Source organism: Sedimenticola hydrogenitrophicus, assembly GCF_029017505.1.
GTDB lineage: Bacteria > Pseudomonadota > Gammaproteobacteria > Chromatiales > Chromatiaceae > Sedimenticola > Sedimenticola hydrogenitrophicus_A.
Genome location: NZ_JAQGEI010000006.1, coordinates 20,669 through 38,051 on the forward strand (window position 1 = coordinate 20,669; position 17,383 = coordinate 38,051).

Annotated in this window: 14 protein-coding genes; 2 read left to right on the forward strand and 12 right to left on the reverse strand. The window is 62.2% G+C overall.

Going from position 1 to position 17,383, the window contains the following annotated elements; all coding sequences use genetic code 11:
* The 11 genes from recC to hrcA all read right to left on the reverse strand — a co-directional run bounded on the left by recC (position 1) and on the right by hrcA (position 13,831).
* Positions 1-3,234, reverse strand: a complete 3,234-nt coding sequence (gene recC / locus O9K64_RS04935; RefSeq protein WP_275096971.1) for an exodeoxyribonuclease V subunit gamma — start codon at positions 3,232-3,234, stop codon at positions 1-3.
* 181 nt (positions 3,235-3,415) lie between these two features.
* A complete protein-coding gene (gene pyrF / locus O9K64_RS04940; protein WP_275096972.1) occupies positions 3,416-4,135 on the reverse strand; it encodes an orotidine-5'-phosphate decarboxylase in 720 nt (239 codons plus the stop codon).
* 53 nt (positions 4,136-4,188) lie between these two features.
* Positions 4,189-5,352: a lipopolysaccharide assembly protein LapB gene (lapB, locus tag O9K64_RS04945; RefSeq protein WP_275096973.1), complete on the reverse strand. Its 1,164-nt coding sequence runs from the start codon at positions 5,350-5,352 to the stop codon at positions 4,189-4,191.
* A gap of 78 nt (positions 5,353-5,430) precedes the next feature.
* Positions 5,431-5,718, reverse strand: coding sequence for a LapA family protein (locus O9K64_RS04950; RefSeq protein ID WP_275096974.1), 288 nt, complete (start codon positions 5,716-5,718; stop codon positions 5,431-5,433).
* A 345-nt stretch (positions 5,719-6,063) separates the two neighbouring features.
* Complete coding sequence (locus tag O9K64_RS04955) at positions 6,064-7,041, reverse strand: flagellar hook-length control protein FliK (protein WP_275096975.1); 978 nt, start codon at positions 7,039-7,041, stop codon at positions 6,064-6,066.
* 314 nt (positions 7,042-7,355) lie between these two features.
* On the reverse strand, positions 7,356-7,841 hold the full coding sequence (locus O9K64_RS04960; RefSeq protein ID WP_275096976.1) for a hypothetical protein: 486 nt from the start codon (positions 7,839-7,841) through the stop codon (positions 7,356-7,358).
* Between the two features lie 34 nt (positions 7,842-7,875).
* Positions 7,876-8,679 carry a 4-hydroxy-tetrahydrodipicolinate reductase gene (dapB, locus tag O9K64_RS04965; protein ID WP_275096977.1) on the reverse strand — a complete coding sequence of 268 codons (804 nt, stop codon included), beginning with the start codon at positions 8,677-8,679 and terminating at the stop codon, positions 7,876-7,878.
* Between the two features lie 59 nt (positions 8,680-8,738).
* Positions 8,739-9,875, reverse strand: a complete 1,137-nt coding sequence (dnaJ, locus tag O9K64_RS04970) for a molecular chaperone DnaJ (protein WP_275096978.1) — start codon at positions 9,873-9,875, stop codon at positions 8,739-8,741.
* 118 nt (positions 9,876-9,993) lie between these two features.
* On the reverse strand, positions 9,994-11,934 hold the full coding sequence (gene dnaK / locus O9K64_RS04975) for a molecular chaperone DnaK (RefSeq protein ID WP_275096979.1): 1,941 nt from the start codon (positions 11,932-11,934) through the stop codon (positions 9,994-9,996).
* Between the two features lie 92 nt (positions 11,935-12,026).
* A complete protein-coding gene (gene grpE / locus O9K64_RS04980; protein ID WP_275096980.1) occupies positions 12,027-12,632 on the reverse strand; it encodes a nucleotide exchange factor GrpE in 606 nt (201 codons plus the stop codon).
* A 134-nt stretch (positions 12,633-12,766) separates the two neighbouring features.
* On the reverse strand, positions 12,767-13,831 hold the full coding sequence (gene hrcA, locus O9K64_RS04985; RefSeq protein WP_275096981.1) for a heat-inducible transcriptional repressor HrcA: 1,065 nt from the start codon (positions 13,829-13,831) through the stop codon (positions 12,767-12,769).
* A gap of 461 nt (positions 13,832-14,292) precedes the next feature.
* On the opposite strand from hrcA, the gene O9K64_RS04990 reads away from it, so the two are divergent.
* Positions 14,293-15,174 (forward strand): NAD(+) kinase, encoded by an 882-nt coding sequence (locus tag O9K64_RS04990; protein ID WP_275096982.1) that lies wholly within the window; start codon positions 14,293-14,295, stop codon positions 15,172-15,174.
* 6 nt (positions 15,175-15,180) lie between these two features.
* Positions 15,181-16,851: a DNA repair protein RecN gene (gene recN / locus O9K64_RS04995; RefSeq protein ID WP_275096983.1), complete on the forward strand. Its 1,671-nt coding sequence runs from the start codon at positions 15,181-15,183 to the stop codon at positions 16,849-16,851.
* Positions 16,852-16,881: 30 nt separating this feature from the next.
* On the opposite strand, the gene fur is transcribed toward recN, so the two are convergent.
* The gene (fur, locus tag O9K64_RS05000; RefSeq protein ID WP_275096984.1) at positions 16,882-17,313 is read right to left on the reverse strand and encodes a ferric iron uptake transcriptional regulator; all 432 of its coding nucleotides are present in this window, start codon (positions 17,311-17,313) and stop codon (positions 16,882-16,884) included.
* Between the last annotated feature and the right edge of the window lie 70 nt (positions 17,314-17,383).

A 17,383-nucleotide genomic window follows, 5' to 3' on the forward strand; every position in this document is an offset into this window, starting at 1 on the left:
TCAGCCGACCTCCATGGCCGCGAGCAGTGGCGCGAAGACCTGCTCACTCAGGGATTCAAACGTCTCATCCAGCACTTCACCGTCGGGAAAGGCGAGCCGGTAATAGGGGTTGTCATATTCGGCGAACCCCTGATAGCCGCCGAACCACTTGTCCCGCGCCCGCTTCAGGCAGAACTCGCGCGGCTTGCCCTCGTGTAACGCTCGCGCGTAACTGTGAGCGCTGCGGGCAAACAGCGGCAACGGCCGCTGCAGGCCCTGCCAGTAGAGATCCAGCAGCTCCGCCAGCCGTGCCTGCGCATCGGCGACGGGGTGCAGGGTCACCAGCCCCTCGCGGCTGAGCCAGCGGGTGACCGGCGTCACCGCCGCCGGGGCGGCGACGTTGAGCAGCAGGTGCCTGAGCCACAGGGCCAGCAGTTGCGGATCGGGTAATTTCTCCAGGGAATAACCGAGCAGGCCGGCGCTGGAGACCCGTTCCAGGCGCCCCATCATGCGCAGGCTGCCACGGGAAAAATCCACCGCCAGGGCCTGGGCTTCATCCCCCGGATAGAACGGCTGCAGCCGTTCGGCAAACTGTCGGGCGCTCTCGGCCAGACGTTCGAACAGCACCACCCCGCCGGTCCCGTGGGGCAGCATGCCTCGGGCACGCTCCAGCGCCAGCCGTTGCGCCGGATCGTCGCCCTGCAGTGACGCCTGCACCAGCCGCTGAAACAGCTCGCTGCGTTGAAAATAGTCCAGCTCGAAGGGGTCGCGACTCTCCATCAGCGCCTGTTCGTAGGCGATGGTGATGCCCAATCGCGCCGCCAGCAGATAGCGGACCGGATTGGTGTAGAAACGGATCAGGCGAGTCAGTTCGACCTGTCGCCAGTGCTCCTCCGGCGGCGTCAGCGGCTGCTGGATAAACCGGGCTGGCGCGGCGGACGGGGCCAGCAGGGCCTTTGCCCCCTGGCAATTGGCCTCGGCATAGCTGAACAGTCCCGTATCCGGCAAAAAATAGCGCGGATTGAAGGCCTGCAGCGGATGGCGCACGCTCAGCTGCTCCGAGGCGGTCTGTCTGGACGGGGTGGTGTAGTGATCATCCAGATAGTCGATCACCTCACTCAGCAGGACCGAGGGCGGCAACGGACTGTTATCCCGTATATCCTGGGCGACATAGCTGAAATAGAGCTGCTCCCGGGCGGAGATCAGGGTCTCCAGAAACAGGTAGCGGTCATCGGCACGGCGCGACCGGTCACCCGGGCGGCGCTGGCCCGCCAGCAGGTTGAAGCCGACCGGGCGCCGCTCGCGGGGGAAACTGCCGTCGTTCATGCCGATCATGCAGATCACCCGGAACGGCAGGGCCCGCATCGGGGTGAGGGCACAGAAGCTGACCCCGCCGCCGAGAAACCGGCCGCCGGAGGGTGAGGCGAACTGGTCCTGCAACTGGGAGATCACCAGCTCCCGCGAGATAGCCCCCTGGAAACCGGCCAGCGCGGCCGTCCCGGCCATGCGGGCGATGCTGTCGCGCAGCGTCTGAACCAGCCGGGTCTCGGCTTCATCGGGGGCGAAGAAATGGTCGATCAGTTCATTTAAACGGATCTCCCAGTCCGCTGCTGAACCGGCCCCGAGGATCTTCCCCTCCAGTTCAAACAGCGCCGTGACGAAGCTGTACAGTCCCGCCAGGATCTGCGCATCCGCCCCCTCCACCTCTCCGCAAGGTAGCAGCCCCTGAAACAGTTGCTCGGTGCTAGCAGGGACGGGGGGCGGCAAGGCATAGCCCAGCAGCAGGCGGTCCAGACCCTGCTGCCAGCTGTTCTGGCCGGTCAGGGGCAGGCCCAGCGCCGCCCGCTCGGAGCCATCCCGTCCCCAGCGGATGACCACGCTTTCCAGCCAGTGGCGGATGCGGGGCAAGTCCCCTGACGAGAGACCGAAGCGGCGGTGCAGCAGCGGCTGCTCCAGCAGGGAGAAGATCTCGTCCACCGGGTAGCGTCCCCCGGGCTGGGTGAGCAGGTGGAGGAACAGGGAGACGATGGGTGTCTCCGATATCTGGCTACGATCCGACAGCGTATAGGGGATGTGGTTGCGCCCACCCGACTCGCCGAAGACGGCCTCGATATAGGGGGCATAGCTGTCCATATCCGGCGTCATCACCAGGATATCGCTCGGCTGCAGCTGCTCATCCATGGCAAGGCGGGAGAGTAGCTGGTCGTGCAGCACCTCCACCTCGCGCATCGGGCTGTGGCAGAGATGAAACTGCAGCGACCGGTCCGCCGGATCGACCCGGCGGGGCTCCCGCGGCGTTTGTGGCTCATCCGACTCACAGGCGCGCAGGATATCCCGCTGCAGCTGATGCAGCAGGCAGCCCTCACCTGGGTCAAAGAACGCCTCCGCGGCACCGGTATCGTGATTCAGCAGGGACGCCAGGAAATCACTCCCCTGCCCCCCCATGGAGGCCAGCAGGGGATTGCCCACCTGCAGATAGAGCGCCTGCTCGGCGCCCTCCAGGCTACGCCGCTCCCGTTCGGTTTCGGAGACCAGATCCATCCAGTAACCTTCCGCCGGATTCAGCAGGAAGAGATGGATATCGATCCAGCGGGCAGCGTGATCGAGCACCTCCAGGTAACCGGGCGAGAGGGCGTTCAGGGCAAACAGGCAGATTCGCTCGGGCAGATGATCGGGGTCGATGCGCCCGTCCGCGGCCGCGCGGACCAGCCGTTGCAGCAGATCGACCCAGTGCTCCAGCCGCTGGCCGGCCACCAAGTCGCGCCACAGCGCGGCCTGCCAATGGTCGCCCGCCACCGCACTGCGTCCCTGTTGCCAACGGTCGATCCAGTCGGGGCGATAGACCAGATATTGGTCGAAGCAGTTGGCAATCTCACCGGCCAGTTGAAAGCGCGTCAGTTCATCATCACGCGCCAGATAACGCTGCAACGGCTCGAAGCCCCGCCCCGGCAGCGGTTTGGCCAACCGCTCAAACAGCCGCCACTGCATCAGTTCCGGCCTGAAGCTGTCGTTCTCCGGCACATCGACCAGCAGTTGCCGAAGCAGCTGCCAGATGAAACCGGCCGGCAACGGGAACACCGTATTGGCGCAAATGGAGAGACGTCGGGCAAGCTGCAGGGAGAGCCAGCGCCCCATCCCGGGATGCTGGACCACGATGGTCTCCGGCGCCAGCGGATCGGCCGCTGGCCGGCGCAGGGTGTCGGCCAGTTGGTCAGCCAGCCGCTCCAGTCGATTGCTATGGTAAAGGTACAGCATAGGCGGCGCTTTTGTTGTCGTTTGGGCCTGCAGGATGCCAGTGAGGCACGAACCGTATCCTACTCCAAAAACCAGTCATGGGGCGCCCCCTGGGCGCCATCGGCGGGCACGGCCCGCCCTATGGTTCCCGGAGTCAGGCGACCAGGAGTCCGACGGACTCCTGGGCTGCCGACGTGCTCCGTCAGACTCCAGCGAATCCGGCAATCTCCTGCTGGATCTGGTCGAGGCTCGCCTGGGGATCAGCGGCCGCGGTGATCGGCCGGCCGATGACCAGCAGATCGGCGCCGTTATGCAGCGCCGCCAGCGGCGTCATCACCCGTTTCTGGTCGTCCCGGGCCGCGCTGGCCGGGCGCACTCCCGGGGTCACCAGGAGAAAATCCCGTCCCACCAGCGGCCGCACCTCCCCCGCCTCCAGGGGTGAACAGACGACACCATCCAGACCGGACTGGGACGCCAGTCGGGCGAGACGGATCACGTTGTCCGCCGGCGCCCCGGAAAATCCGACCTCGGCGATATCCTTTTCGCCGAGACTGGTGAGGATGGTCACGGCGATCAGCAGCGGTCGATGGGCCAGCGATTCCAGCCGCTCCCGCGCCGTCGACATCATCGTGCGTCCACCGGAGGCGTGCAGGTTCACCATCCAGACGCCCAGGTCGGCCGCCGCCTCGCAGGCCGCCGCCACGGTGTTGGGAATATCATGGAATTTCAGATCGAGAAACACATCGAAGCCCTTGCCCACCAGCTTCTCAACGAAGGCCGGCCCCAGCCGGGTGAACATCTCCTTTCCCACCTTGAGCCGGCAGGCGGCCGGGTCGAGGCCGGACACCAGGTCCAGCGCCGGGCCGGCGGAGGGGTAATCGAGGGCGACGATGATGCGGGGATGCTTCGATACGGCGGTCATGGATTCTGCCTTGTTGGTTCTGGGTTCAGTTCAGGATTCAGGAGACAGCGGGGTCATATTTCATCAATTTCGTCACGCGGCTTGATGCTGCTCCAGGACTTGCAACTGGGACACTGCCAGTGCATGGTCTTGGCCGTGAATCCGCAACTGACACATTGATAGGCCGGCCGATTTTCCAATAGTTTGTTCAGGATCTGCTGCAGTATCGGCAGGCTCTCCAGGCCGTCACTCTTCCCCGCCCTCAGCGAGAGGCCGACCAGCCGGTCCAGGCCGCCGAGATTGGGATGGTCCTGCAGATGACCGGCCAAAAACCGGATCGCCGCCTCCTCACCCTTGTCTTCCTGAATAAAATCGCTCAACGCCAGGACACTGCTCACGGTGTGGTGCCTTTCATAGAGCTGGCGCAGGTACTTGCCCAGCTCGGCACGGTTGCCCAGCTCCCGATAGCATTCGAGTATCGCGGGAAGCACTTCCGACAGATAGGCCGGGTCCTGCTTCTCCACTTGTCGTAATGTGCGGAGGGCGCTTTTGGGCGAGCCGCTGGCCGCTTCGATCTCGCCCTGAAGAATGGTTGCCCTGACACACCCGTCATCGGAGAGCTGCGCTTTCCTCAGCAGTTGCGCGGCCCGGGTCAGGTCTTTACGGTGGCGCGCCTCTTCCGCCAGTTCACAATAGTAGTGCGCGCACTCCGTGCGGCGGGCTTTACCGGTCCGCTGTCCCAGGCGCCTGGCCACCTGCAGACACTTATCCCAATCCTTCTCCTGCTGATAGATGGTCAACAGGTTTTCCAGCGCCTGGGCCTGGAACATGTTCATCTCGCCCAGCTCATTGAACAGGCTCTCGGCGCGGTCGAACAGACCGGCCTTCATGTAGTCCTGCCCCAGCTCCAGCAGCGCCTGGCCACGCTGTTCACGATTCAGCATGGGCCGGGCGATCAGGTTCTGATGGATACGGATGGCGCGATCCACCTCACCACGGCGGCGAAACAGGTTGCCCAGCGCCAAATGGGTTTCGACCGTATCACTGTCGACCTCAAGCATCTTGATAAAGACGTCGATGGCCTTGTCCGGCTGTTCATTCAACAGGTAGTTCAGGCCGCTGAAATAACCCGGAGAGCGCTCGGCCACGGCCACCTCCTGGCGGGAGGTGCTGCGTTTTGCGGCCCACCAGCCGGAGGCGGCGGCTACAGGCAGGAGTAACCAGAACAGTTCCATCATCCGGGTTCAGTTGGTGACTTGCAGTGGAGTGGTGAGACAGAAAAACTGAACGGCATCATCCCTTTCCGTAGCATGGTCTCAGTTGTCCTTTATCGGAATTGAGCGGAGGTTGTTCACTTCCTGGCGCGCCAGTCTCGCCTTGTGCCTGAGGCTCATGTTCTCGCGGCGCAACCGGAGTGAGCCGCTCAACATGGCAAGCACTCCCAGAATCGCCCCCAGCGCAAGGGCAGCGACCAGTATCACTGACAGCGGCAGCTCTTCCACGCCAAAATAGTAATTGAGTCGCACAGCCTCGGCATTCATGACTGCAAACGCAGCGCCGATCATCATGATCAGTAGAATGAAAATCAGCTTCAGAAATCGCACGGTCTCGTCTCTCCCATCATCGCTCGGGTTCGGGTAGCGGGTATAATAACCAAGATTCAGCTGGAACCGTACCGGGAAATTGCCGTGGCCGGGAATAACGGCGAATATCGACCGACCCTGCGGCTGTTTTTCAAGCGGAAATCAGATGGCCCCGCCCGGGGGAGAGGGGGAACCACGAGCTCAGGCGGGATAAGGCGTTGAACCGCTTTCGCTTGCGGATCGTTTCGCTCCGGCGGCAAAAATCCCCGTCGGAAGCGAGCCGCGGGTAATCGGCGACAGAATGGCGGGGGCGGGCGCTGTGCCGCGGACTCTGCCGACACCCGCTTACGCGGCCAGCACAATTACTCAGGCATAGTCATCGACCAGTGCACTGGCGGTCAGGGTACCGACAGGGTCGATTTCTGCCTGCGCGTTGTCGTCATCGCCGCCGGGTTGCCCGGGAACCGAAAAGTTGTTCCCGTCTCCCGTAGCCGCCTGCTGAAACAGATCCGCACCGCTCGCCCGATCGCCGCTATCACGCTGCCCCACATCCACATTGACCAGTTGCAGGTTACTATCGGCAAACATCTCACGCAGTCGGGGAATCGCCGCTTCAAGCGCCTCTTTGACAGCCGCGTTCTGTGCCAGGAAGCTGACACTGGTCTGGTCATTCTGGATCGAGACCTGGATATCGATGGGGCCGAGATGGCGCGGCGTGATATGCACCGATGCCTGCTGCAGCTGATTTCCCACCATCCACATGACCCGGTTACTGAGCAGGTTATCCCACCCCTTCGTGCCGGTGGGGAGCTGAATGGCCGGGGGAGTGAACACCTCCGATCGCCGGGCCGATAGCTGCTCGAGCCCGGAGGCCACCGCCGACAGCGGGCTCGCTGTCGTCTGGCCATCGCCCTTCAACAGGCCCACCGGGAGTTCACCGGCGACCAACACCGGTTTAAATCCCGCACCCTCGACGGGCAGATCAACCTTTCCCAGCAACTGTGCCGCCGGGTTATCCGGCGTCGGATTGAACGCCCGTCCGCCCGACTCCGATGCGCCATTCGCCGACAGGCCGCCGCCCCCTTGTCGCAGCAGCATGGCTCTCAGGTCCGCCACCGTTAAGGCAGCACCGGACCCGGCCTGCCCACCAAACGTGGCGGCAATCTCTTCTCCCACCCCGTCGGTGCCGGCCAGTTGAAGCATCCACTGTAACAACGAAAGGTTGCCCGGTGCGTTGGCAGGATCGGCAATTTCTGCCGACAACGGCAAACCGTTGCCACTCTCAAGCAGGGACTCAAGCTGGCTGAGTTGCTCGGGCGGCAACAGCTCCTGAAGCCTGGCCATACCTTCGGGCGTCAATCGCTGTGCGGAAATGATCGCTTTGAAATCCGCCAGACCGCCCTGTCCCGAGGCGCTAGCCGAACCGCCCGACCGACTGCTGCCCGCCGAAGCAGGCTGTAGAGAGGCAACCATATTTGACCCCGATACCGCACTATTCACAAATCACTCCCGGCCTGTGCTGAATGGACTGAAATGTCAAAAGCAGTAACTGTGCCAACGGAATTGGATCGTGGGGTGGGGTCGACGTCATCTAACTCTGAGTGGGGCGATCCACTCTCACAAGCAGTTGCGTGTTTAGATGGCGTGGCCCTGGGGGGTTATTCGAGAAAGTCGCGCTTTTCCGCCCTTCGCCAGTCAGCCGAGACCACACGCCACGCATCCTGTTCCAGGATCAGCATCAGCTCCAGCCGGATCAGGTCGGCCCGGATGGAGAGCAGCTGCGAAGCGGTGGTGACGGGTTGCCCGGCGACCGCTACGAACAGCGTGACCTCGGCCTGGCGCTGTTCGTCACCAGGGCCGGTCAGCTCCAGGCGACTCACCTGAGTCAGCAAATGGATCGATTGATGAGTGACAAAATAGCCGGCCAACAGACGCATGACCGCCTGTTTGTCCGGGGCGGCAGTGCCGCTGAAGGACTCCGACAGGAGCGGGGCAACCGCCGACAGGGAACGGGACTCCACGGCCTGCTCCGCGCTATCGAGCAGTTGTCGGACCTGCTCCTCCGGGGTCGTCCGCCCCCCGCCGCACGCATACAGCAGGGGGAGAACCAGCAGCAGTGGAGCGAGCAGACGCAAGGCGCGCATTACCCCTTGAGCGCCCGATCTGGGGAGTTCAGCTTCAGCGCAGACCCAGGACATCCTGCATATCGAACAGTCCGCTGTCGCGCTGCATCAGCCAGCCGGCGCCGCGCACCGCCCCGTTGGCAAAGGTCATGCGGCTGGAGGCCTTGTGGGTGATCTCCACCCGCTCGCCCATGGCGGCGAACAGCACGGTATGGTCACCCACCACGTCACCGGCACGGATGGTTTCAAAGCCGATGGTATTGCGATCCCGCTCCCCGGTGATGCCTTCCCGTCCATAAACCGCGCACGTCTTCAGATCACGCCCCAGCGCGTCGGCCACCACCTCGCCCATGCGCAGGGCGGTACCGGACGGCGCGTCCACCTTGTGACGGTGGTGGGCCTCGATCACCTCGATGTCCACGTCATCGCCCATCACCCGGGCGGTGATATCGAGCAATTTGAAACAGAGGTTGACCCCGACACTCATGTTGGGGGCCAGGATGATGGGGATCTCCGCTGCAGCCGTCTGCAGTTCGGCCCGCTGCGCCGCGGAGAAACCGGTGGTCCCGATCACCATCCGTTTGGCATGGGCACGGCAGACCGCCAGATGCTGCAGGGTCACCGGTGGCGCGGTAAAGTCGATGACCACGTCGAACGCCTCCACAACCGCCGCCAGCGAATCCTGGACGGCCACGCCGAGTCGGCCGATGCTGGCCAGTTCGCCCGCATCGGTGCCGACCAGCGTGCTGCCCGGTCTTTCGGTTGCCGCCCCCAGGGTAAAGCCCTCGGTGTCGGACACCGCCTGGATCAGCGACTTGCCCATCCGCCCGGCGGCCCCCACCACTGCTACTCTGATCATCGCTGCTGTTCCTGTCGCTGGTTTTTTAATCGGATCTGCGAATTGTCGGGCAAGAGTCCTTAAAACCCCATGCCCTCAAAAAACTTCTTTACGCCGTCCATCCAGCCGGTGGAGTGCGGGCTGTGCTTGCTGCCGGCACCCTGCATGGTCTCGTCCAGCTGTCGCAGCAGATCCTTCTGATGCTCGGTGAGATTGACCGGTGTCTCGACCATCACCTTACACAGCAGATCGCCGACCGGGCCGCCGCGCACCGGCTTGACCCCCTTGCCACGCATCCGGAACATCTTCCCCGACTGGGTGCCGGCGGGGATCTTCAGCACCACCTTGCCATTCAGGGTCGGTACTTCCAGCTCGCCGCCCAGCGCGGCGCTGGCGAAGCTGATGGGCACTTCACAGAACAGGTGATTCTCTTCCCGGCTGAAGATCTCATGCGGCTTGACCGCGATCTGTACATAGAGATCACCGGGAGGCCCGCCGCTCTCGCCCGCCTCGCCTTCACCGGCAAGACGGATGCGATCGCCGGTATCCACCCCGGGCGGCACCTTGACCGAAAGCGTCTTGTGCTCCTGGATACGGCCGGCACCGTGACAGGCCGGACAGGGGGATTCGATCACCGAACCCTTGCCGCGACAGGTCGGGCAGGTCTGCTGCACCGAGAAGAAGCCCTGCTGCATCCGCACCTGGCCATGGCCGGCGCAAGTGGTACAGACCTTGGGCTTGGTGCCCTTCTTGGCGCCCGTGCCATTACAGGGATTACACTTGACCAGGGTGGGAACACGAATCTTGACCGTGGTTCCGGCCACCGCGTCCTCCAGCGACAGCTGCAGGTTGTAACGGAGATCGGCCCCCCGATGGACGCGTGAGCCGCCGCCTCCCCGAGCGCCGAAGATATCCCCGAACACATCACCGAAGATATCGCTGAAGTTTCCTCCGGCGCCATGCCCGTATCCGCCGCCCACGGAGTTATCCACCCCGGCATGCCCAAACTGGTCATAAGCTGCCCGCTTCTGGGCATCCGACAGCACTTCGTAGGCCTCTTTGGCCTCCTTGAAGCGCTTCTCCGAATCCGTTGTCTGGTCTCCCGCATTGCGATCCGGGTGGTGTTTCATGGCGAGCCGTCGATAGGCCTTTTTGATCTCGGCTTCACTGGCGTTCTTACTGACACCTAAAACTTCGTAAAAGTCACGCTTCGACATATTCGATCTACTTTGTAAACCGCCAAAGCGCGAGGGTATGCAGGGACTTTCCAGCCCCTCCATACCAACGCGCCTCGGCTATCAATTATCAGACGGTCAGGCCGTCCACAGGTTATCGTTACTTGTCCTCTTTGACCTCTTCGAACTCCGCGTCGACGACGTCGTCGTCCTTGCCTGCCGACTTGGACTTGGCACCGCTGTCGGCGGATCCGGCCGCCGCGGCGGCTTCGTCACTACCCTTCTGGGCATAGAGCCGCTCCGCCATCTTGGCCGAGGCATCGGTCAGGGTCTTGGTCTTGGCCTCGATCGCCTCCTTGTCGTCGCCCTTGATGGCCTCTTCCAGCTCCTTGATCGCGGCGTCAATGGAATCCTTTTCCCCCGCTTCCAGCTTCTCCTCACCCAGTTCGTCCATCGACTTGCGGATGGCGTGGATCATGTTGTCCGCCTGGTTGCGCGCCTGGACCAGCTCGTTGAACTTGCGGTCCTCATCGGCGTGCGCCTCGGCGTCCTTGATCATCCGGTCCACCTCATCATCGCTCAGACCGGAGGAGGCCTTGATGATGATCGACTGCTCCTTGTTGGTGGCCTTGTCCTTGGCGGAGACATTGAGGATACCGTTGGCGTCGATATCGAAGCTCACCGCGATCTGCGGCATGCCCCGTGGCGCCGGAGGGATATCGGTCAGGTCGAAACGGCCCAGCGACTTGTTGGCACTGGCCTGTTCGCGTTCACCCTGCAACACATGCACGGTCACCGCGGTCTGGTTGTCATCGGCAGTCGAGAATACCTGACTGGCGTTGGTCGGGATAGTGGTGTTCTTCTCGATCAGCTTGGTCATCACGCCGCCCATGGTCTCGATACCGAGGGACAGGGGCGTCACATCCAGCAGCAGCACATCCTTCACCTCGCCACCCAGCACACCGCCCTGAATGGCCGCGCCGATGGCCACCGCCTCGTCCGGGTTGACATCGCGCCGGGGGGTCTTGCCAAAGAACTCTTCGACCGTGGCCTGGACCTTGGGCATACGGGTCTGTCCACCGACCAGGATCACCTCATCGATCTCGGAGGCGCTCAGTCCCGCATCGTTCAGTGCCGTGCGGCAGGGGGCGATGGTGCGGTTCACCAGATCATCCACCAGCGCCTCCAGTTTGGCGCGGGTCAGCTTGATGTTCAGGTGTTTCGGACCACTGGCATCGGCCGTGATGTAGGGCAGATTGATATCGGTCTGCTGGCCACTGGAGAGTTCGATCTTGGCCTTTTCAGCACCCTCTTTCAGGCGCTGCAGGGCCAGCGGGTCATTGCGCAGGTCGAAGCCCTGATCCTTCTTAAAGGTCTCCACCAGGTAGTCAATAATGCGCAGGTCGAAATCCTCGCCACCGAGGAAGGTGTCACCGTTGGTGGAGAGCACCTCGAACTGGTGTTCGCCGTCGATCTCGGCGATCTCGATAATGGAGATATCGAAGGTACCGCCACCCAGATCGAATACCGCCAGCTTCTGGTCGCCGCGCTTCTTGTCCATGCCGTAGGCCAGTGCGGCGGCGGTCGGCTCATTGATGATCCGCTTGACATCCAGTCCGGCGATACGACCGGCATCCTTGGTGGCCTGACGCTGCGAGTCGTTGAAGTAGGCCGGTACGGTTACCACCGCCTCGGTCACCTCTTCACCCAGGTAATCCTCGGCGGTTTTCTTCATCTTCTGAAGGATCTTTGCCGAAACTTCCGGGGCGGCCATCTTCTTGCCGTTCGCCTCGACCCAGGCATCACCGTTATCCGCCTTCACGATCTTGTACGGCACCATCTCGATGTCGCGCTGCACCACGTCATCGGTAAAACGTCTGCCGATCAGACGCTTGATCGCAAACAGGGTGTTCTGGGGATTGGTCACCGCCTGCCGCTTTGCGGACTGGCCGACCAGAACCTCACCCTCACTGGTGTAGGCCACGATGGAGGGGGTTGTGCGATCGCCTTCACTGTTCTCGATAACACGGGCGCCGTCGCCATCCATCACTGCCACGCAGGAGTTGGTTGTGCCCAGATCGATTCCGATGATCTTTCCCATTGTTTGATCTCTCCGGTTAACTGTCTGTTAGATTTAAAAATACTTGTTTACGGATGTTATCCCAGATGGGGATAACCCTCCGGTTTTCAAGGTCAGCCCTGTTCATCCACCTGATTGGGTGCGGCCTGGGAGACCATCACCATGGCCGGCCGCACCAGGCGGCCATTCAGGGTATATCCCTTCTGCACCACGACCACCACGGTGTTCGGCGGCACATCGCTGCGCGGTTGCATGCCCATGGCCTGATGAAGTTCCGGATCAAAGGGCTGCCCTTCGGGGTCGATCCGCACCACGTTGAACTTCTCCATCACATCGGCGAACAGCTTCAGGGTCAGCGCCGTCCCTTCGCGCAGGTGGTCAATGGTGGCGTTCTCGTCGTTGGCGGCCGCCAGCCCCATTTCCATGCTGTCGCGCACCGGCAGCAGTTCGTTGACAAAGCGTTCCAGGGCGTATTTGTGCGCGTTTTCCAGCTCCCGTTCCTGCCGTTTCCGCAGATTGTCCATCTGCGCCTGGGTGCGTACCAGCTGATCCCAGTGCTCGTCCGCCTTGGACCGGGCATCTTCCAGCAGCAGGGTCAACTCTTCAGGGGTCTGCGATTCGGCTGGGGGCTGCGCCTGGCTTGACTCGACCTCGACACCGCTCTCGGCGGCCTGGTCAATCACCGCCTGATCGCCGACCTGTTCCTGATCTTTGCTCATCCTGTTTCCTCTAACCTGTTGAAGTCTGAAAATAAAACAAACAGTCACCAAGATTGGCGATCTGATTGAGAGGGTATTCCGATAATCCCCACAAACTGGGGATGGTTAAGGCCGTTTCAAGACAAAATGGCCAATTATTTCGCTTTTCGCGTCTGCATGGCGGTGCTCAACAACCTGGCGGTGATGTCGACTATCGGGATCACCCGGTCATAGGCCATGCGGGTCGGCCCCACCACCCCCAGGACCCCGGCCACCTTGCTGTCCACCTGATACGGGGCGGTGACCAGACTACACTGGTCCAGCGCCTTGTATCCCGACTCCTCGCCTATGAACAGCTGTACGCCTTCGGCCAGCATCGAGCCGTCGAGCAAATGCAGAATTTCGTTCTTCTCCGTGAAGGAATCGAACAGCTCACGAAGCTTGTTCATCTGCGAGAAATCATTGAAATCCATCAGGTTGGTCTGGCCGGCCATGACATAGTCATCGCCACTGATCTCCGGATCGATCACCTGCTCCGCCATCTCCAGGGCCTGGGCCATGATCTGGTTCATGTCCTTGCGCGCCTGCTCCATCTCCCGCACCAACCGCTTGTGCATCTCCTCCATGGATAGCCCTGAATAGTGCTGATTCAGCATATTGGCGAACTGTACCAGCTGGGATGGCGTGTACGCCTTGCGCACATCGATCACCCGGTTATGCACCTCCCCCTCGGTGGTCACCAGGATGGTCAGCAACCGCTTGCTGGAGAGGGGAAGAAATTCAATCTGCCTGAACGTCAGCTGCTTGCGCCGCGGGATCATCACCAATCCGGCCATGTGAGTCAGGCTCGACAGCAGTTTCGAGGCGGACTCGACCAGTATCTTGGGATCGGCCGAGGAGTACAACCCCGTCTCCAGCTGCCTTATTTTGCCTGCCTCCAGCGGTTTCAGCGTGACCAGGGTATCGACAAACATGCGGTACCCGGAGACGGTCGGAATCCGGCCCGCCGAGGTATGCGGGGAGGAGACCAGACCCAGGTCTTCCAGATCCGCCATGACGTTGCGTATGGTGGCGGGGCTCAGATCAAGCCCGGAGTCACGGGACAGGGTGCGGGAGCCCACCGGCTCACCGTCCTGGATATAACGTTCTATAAGGACTTTCAGCAATTGCTGGGCACGTTCGTTTACCGATAATTCACTCGACACCTTTTTAACTGTCACATCCAACCTCTGTAGTACACGTGCACCCACCGCGAGGATGCGGCAGAAAACCGCCCATTAGCACTCTTGACCGCCGAGTGCTAACCCCTGGATTATCATTTTCGCACCCGGGAGTGTCAAGAAACGATCCCTAAAGCGTATGCTACAGGACCACGTTATCTAAACGCGCAAATACTTGTGAGAGAGGATCTGGCTGCTTGGCCGCTCCTGGGCATCCCTGCCCTCGCGGCATTAGTGAATCCATTCACGTCATTGACGGGTGTCCGCGGCCATGGATGGCCGCGGCAAGCCCCCAGGGATGGGTTTACGGCGTCCCGGCAAGCAAGCAGGCAGATCCTCGACCTGCTCAGCGTTAGATGACGTCGTCTTGGCGTATTCTATCGGCTGGCTGGCCACGGTCACGGAGGCCGTGCTAAGTTTCATCTCTGAATCCGCCGCTTGAATAGAAGACCAAAAAGCCCATGCCTGAGAAATTTCATACGATCGGCCTGATCGGTAAACACGGGGATGTCGCCCCCCGCGAGGCGATCCTCGAACTGGGGAAGTTTCTGCTGGAGCGCGGCCACCGGGTGCTGCTCGAGGAGAGCACCGCCGCCCGGGTACCGAATCATAAAATGATTGCCGCCTCGCTGGATGATCTGGGGGTCGAGTCGGACCTGGCCATTGTGGTCGGCGGTGACGGCACCCTGCTGCACACCGCGCGCAGCCTGGCCGACTATGAGGTGCCGCTACTGGGGATCAATCTCGGCCGGCTGGGTTTTCTGGCGGACATATCCCCCCGGGAGATGCTCTCCACGCTGGAGCGGATCTTCGCCGGTGAGTACCGTGAAGAGTCCCGGTTCCTGCTCAGCGCGGAGATCGACGGCGCCCATCACACCGCCTTCAACGACGTGGTGGTGCACAAGTGGAACATCGCCCGCATGATCGAATTCGAGACCTATATCGACGGCAGCTTCGTCAATGTGCAGCGCTCCGACGGCATCATCATCGCCACCCCGACCGGCTCCACCGCCTACGCCCTCTCGGGTGGCGGCCCGCTGCTGCATACCGACCTGAATGCCGTCCTGCTGGTGCCGATCTGCCCCCACACCCTGAGCAACCGTCCGATCGTGGTGGACGGCGACAGCGAGATCGAAATTGTCGTCTGCGATCCGGCGGAGAACGTGCACCTGCGAGTCACCTGCGACGGCCAGACCAGCCTGCCACTAAAGGGCGACAGGGTCAGGATACGCAAACACGCCCATCCGGTGCGGCTGATTCACCCGGTTGACCATGATCACTTTTATATCCTGAGAACCAAACTCGGCTGGAGTGAGCACAACACCAACCCCAAGGATAAGTAGTCCCAGATGCTGCAACAGATAAACATCAAAGACCTGGCCATCGTCAGCACCCTGGAAGTCGAGCTGCAGCCCGGCATGACGGTGCTGACCGGCGAGACAGGTGCCGGCAAATCGATCCTGGTGGATGCGCTGGGACTGGTGCTGGGGGACCGTGCCGACACCGGCATGATCCGCACCGATTGCGACCGGGCGGAGATCACCGCCCTGTTCGATACCCGGGCACTACCCGCCGTCAACCAATGGCTGGAGCAGCACACCCTGGATGACGATGGCCAGTGCATGATCCGCCGGGTCGTGCTGCGAAACGGTAGCTCCCGCGCCTTCATCAACGGCTCCCCCGCCCCACTCAAGGCGCTGCAGGAGCTGGGAGATCAACTGGTGGACATCCACGGCCAGCATGCCCACCAGTCGCTGTTGCGGCGCCCGCATCAGCGCCAGTTGCTGGACGAATACGCCGGGCATACCGCGCTGTGCCGGCAGACCGACGAGGGTTACAACGCCTGGCGCGAGGCGGAACAGCGGCTCGCCACGCTGCGAACCAGCGCCGAGGAACGGGGCGCCAGAATCGACCTGTTGCGCTACCAGATCAATGAGCTGACCACCCTCAACCTGGGGGAAAACGAGCTGGACGGGCTGCTGCAGGAACATGGGCTGCTCAGTAATGCCGGAAATATTATCGAGCGCTGCAATTTTGCCCTCGTCTGCCTGGACGACGAGGACGACGCGGCCCTCTCCCGGATCAGCCGCGCCCATGGCCAACTGCTGGAGCTGGCCGGGGTGGACCCGGGCCTGAAGAGTGCCTGCGAGCTGCTGGACAGTGCGGGGATCCAGATCAGCGAAGCGCTCTCCTCGCTCCGCCATTACACCGACAACCTGGAACTCGACCCCGCCCGCCTGGAGCAGCTGGACCGGCGTCTGGGTGAGATCCATGACCTGGCGAGAAAATATCGCTGCAAACCGGAGGAGATCCCGCCGCTGCTGGAACGGCTGCAGCAGGAGCTGGATCAGCTGGACCATGCCGACACCCACCTGGCCGCGCTACAGCTGCAGGTAGAGACGCTGTGGAATACCTACCTCGGGCAGGCGAACCAGCTGAGCGAGTCGCGCCGGAGCGCCGCCCGACGTCTGGCTGAACAGGTCTCCCAGGGCATGCACTCCCTCGGCATGCCGAATGGCCTGCTGGTGGTGGAAGTGTCCGCGCTGGATGCGGAACGAGCCTCGGCCAACGGTCTGGACCAGATCGAGTTCCTGGTCAGCGCCAACCCCGGGCAACCGCCCAAGCCGCTGGCCAAGGTGGCATCGGGGGGCGAGCTCTCCCGCATCAGCCTGGCGATTCAGGTCGCCACGGCCAGTTGCACCCAGGTGCCCACCCTGATCTTTGACGAGGTGGATGTGGGTATCGGTGGCGGCACCGCGGAGATTGTCGGACGGCTGTTGCGGCAGATCGGCAACAGCCAGCAGGTGCTCTGCGTCACCCACCTGCCCCAGGTGGCGTCCCAGGGACATCACCACCTGCGGGTCGAGAAGGGGAGCAATGGGCAGGAGACCCACACCAGCCTCGGCAGGCTGGAAGGGGATTCCCGGATAGACGAGATAGCGCGCATGCTGGGCGGGGTGGAGATCACCCCGCACACCCTGAATCACGCCCGGGAGATGGTCGAACGGATCAACGGCTAGCGGGGTCGGCGAGCGTACCCGCAACGCGGGTCAATCGCCCCTTTTTTTGCAGTCGCAGTTCTTGTCCAGGCACTTGCCGTAGATCACCAGTTCATGCTCACTGATCTGAAAACCCAGTTCCTCGGCAATTATCCGTTGGCGCTTCTCGATGGTCTCGTCGACAAACTCCTCCACCCGGCCGCAGGTGACACAGATGATGTGGTCATGGTGCTTGCCCTTGTTGAGTTCGAAAACCGAATAGCCATCCTCGAAATGGTGTTTCTCCACCAGCCCGGCCGCCTCGAACTGGGTAAGCACCCGGTAAACCGTCGCCAGGCCGATCTCCTCACCGGCCGCCAGCAGCATCTTGTAGACGTCTTCCGCGCTGACATGCCGTTCGGGGCTCGTCTCCAGCAGCTCCAGTATCTTCACCCGGGGCACCGTGACCTTCAGGCCCGCTTTTCTAATTTCCTGATCTTCCAAAACAAGTCACCTCGGGTGTTTTCATACCGTGAATCAGGTATCATTCCGGTCATCTTATTAAATATAGTCA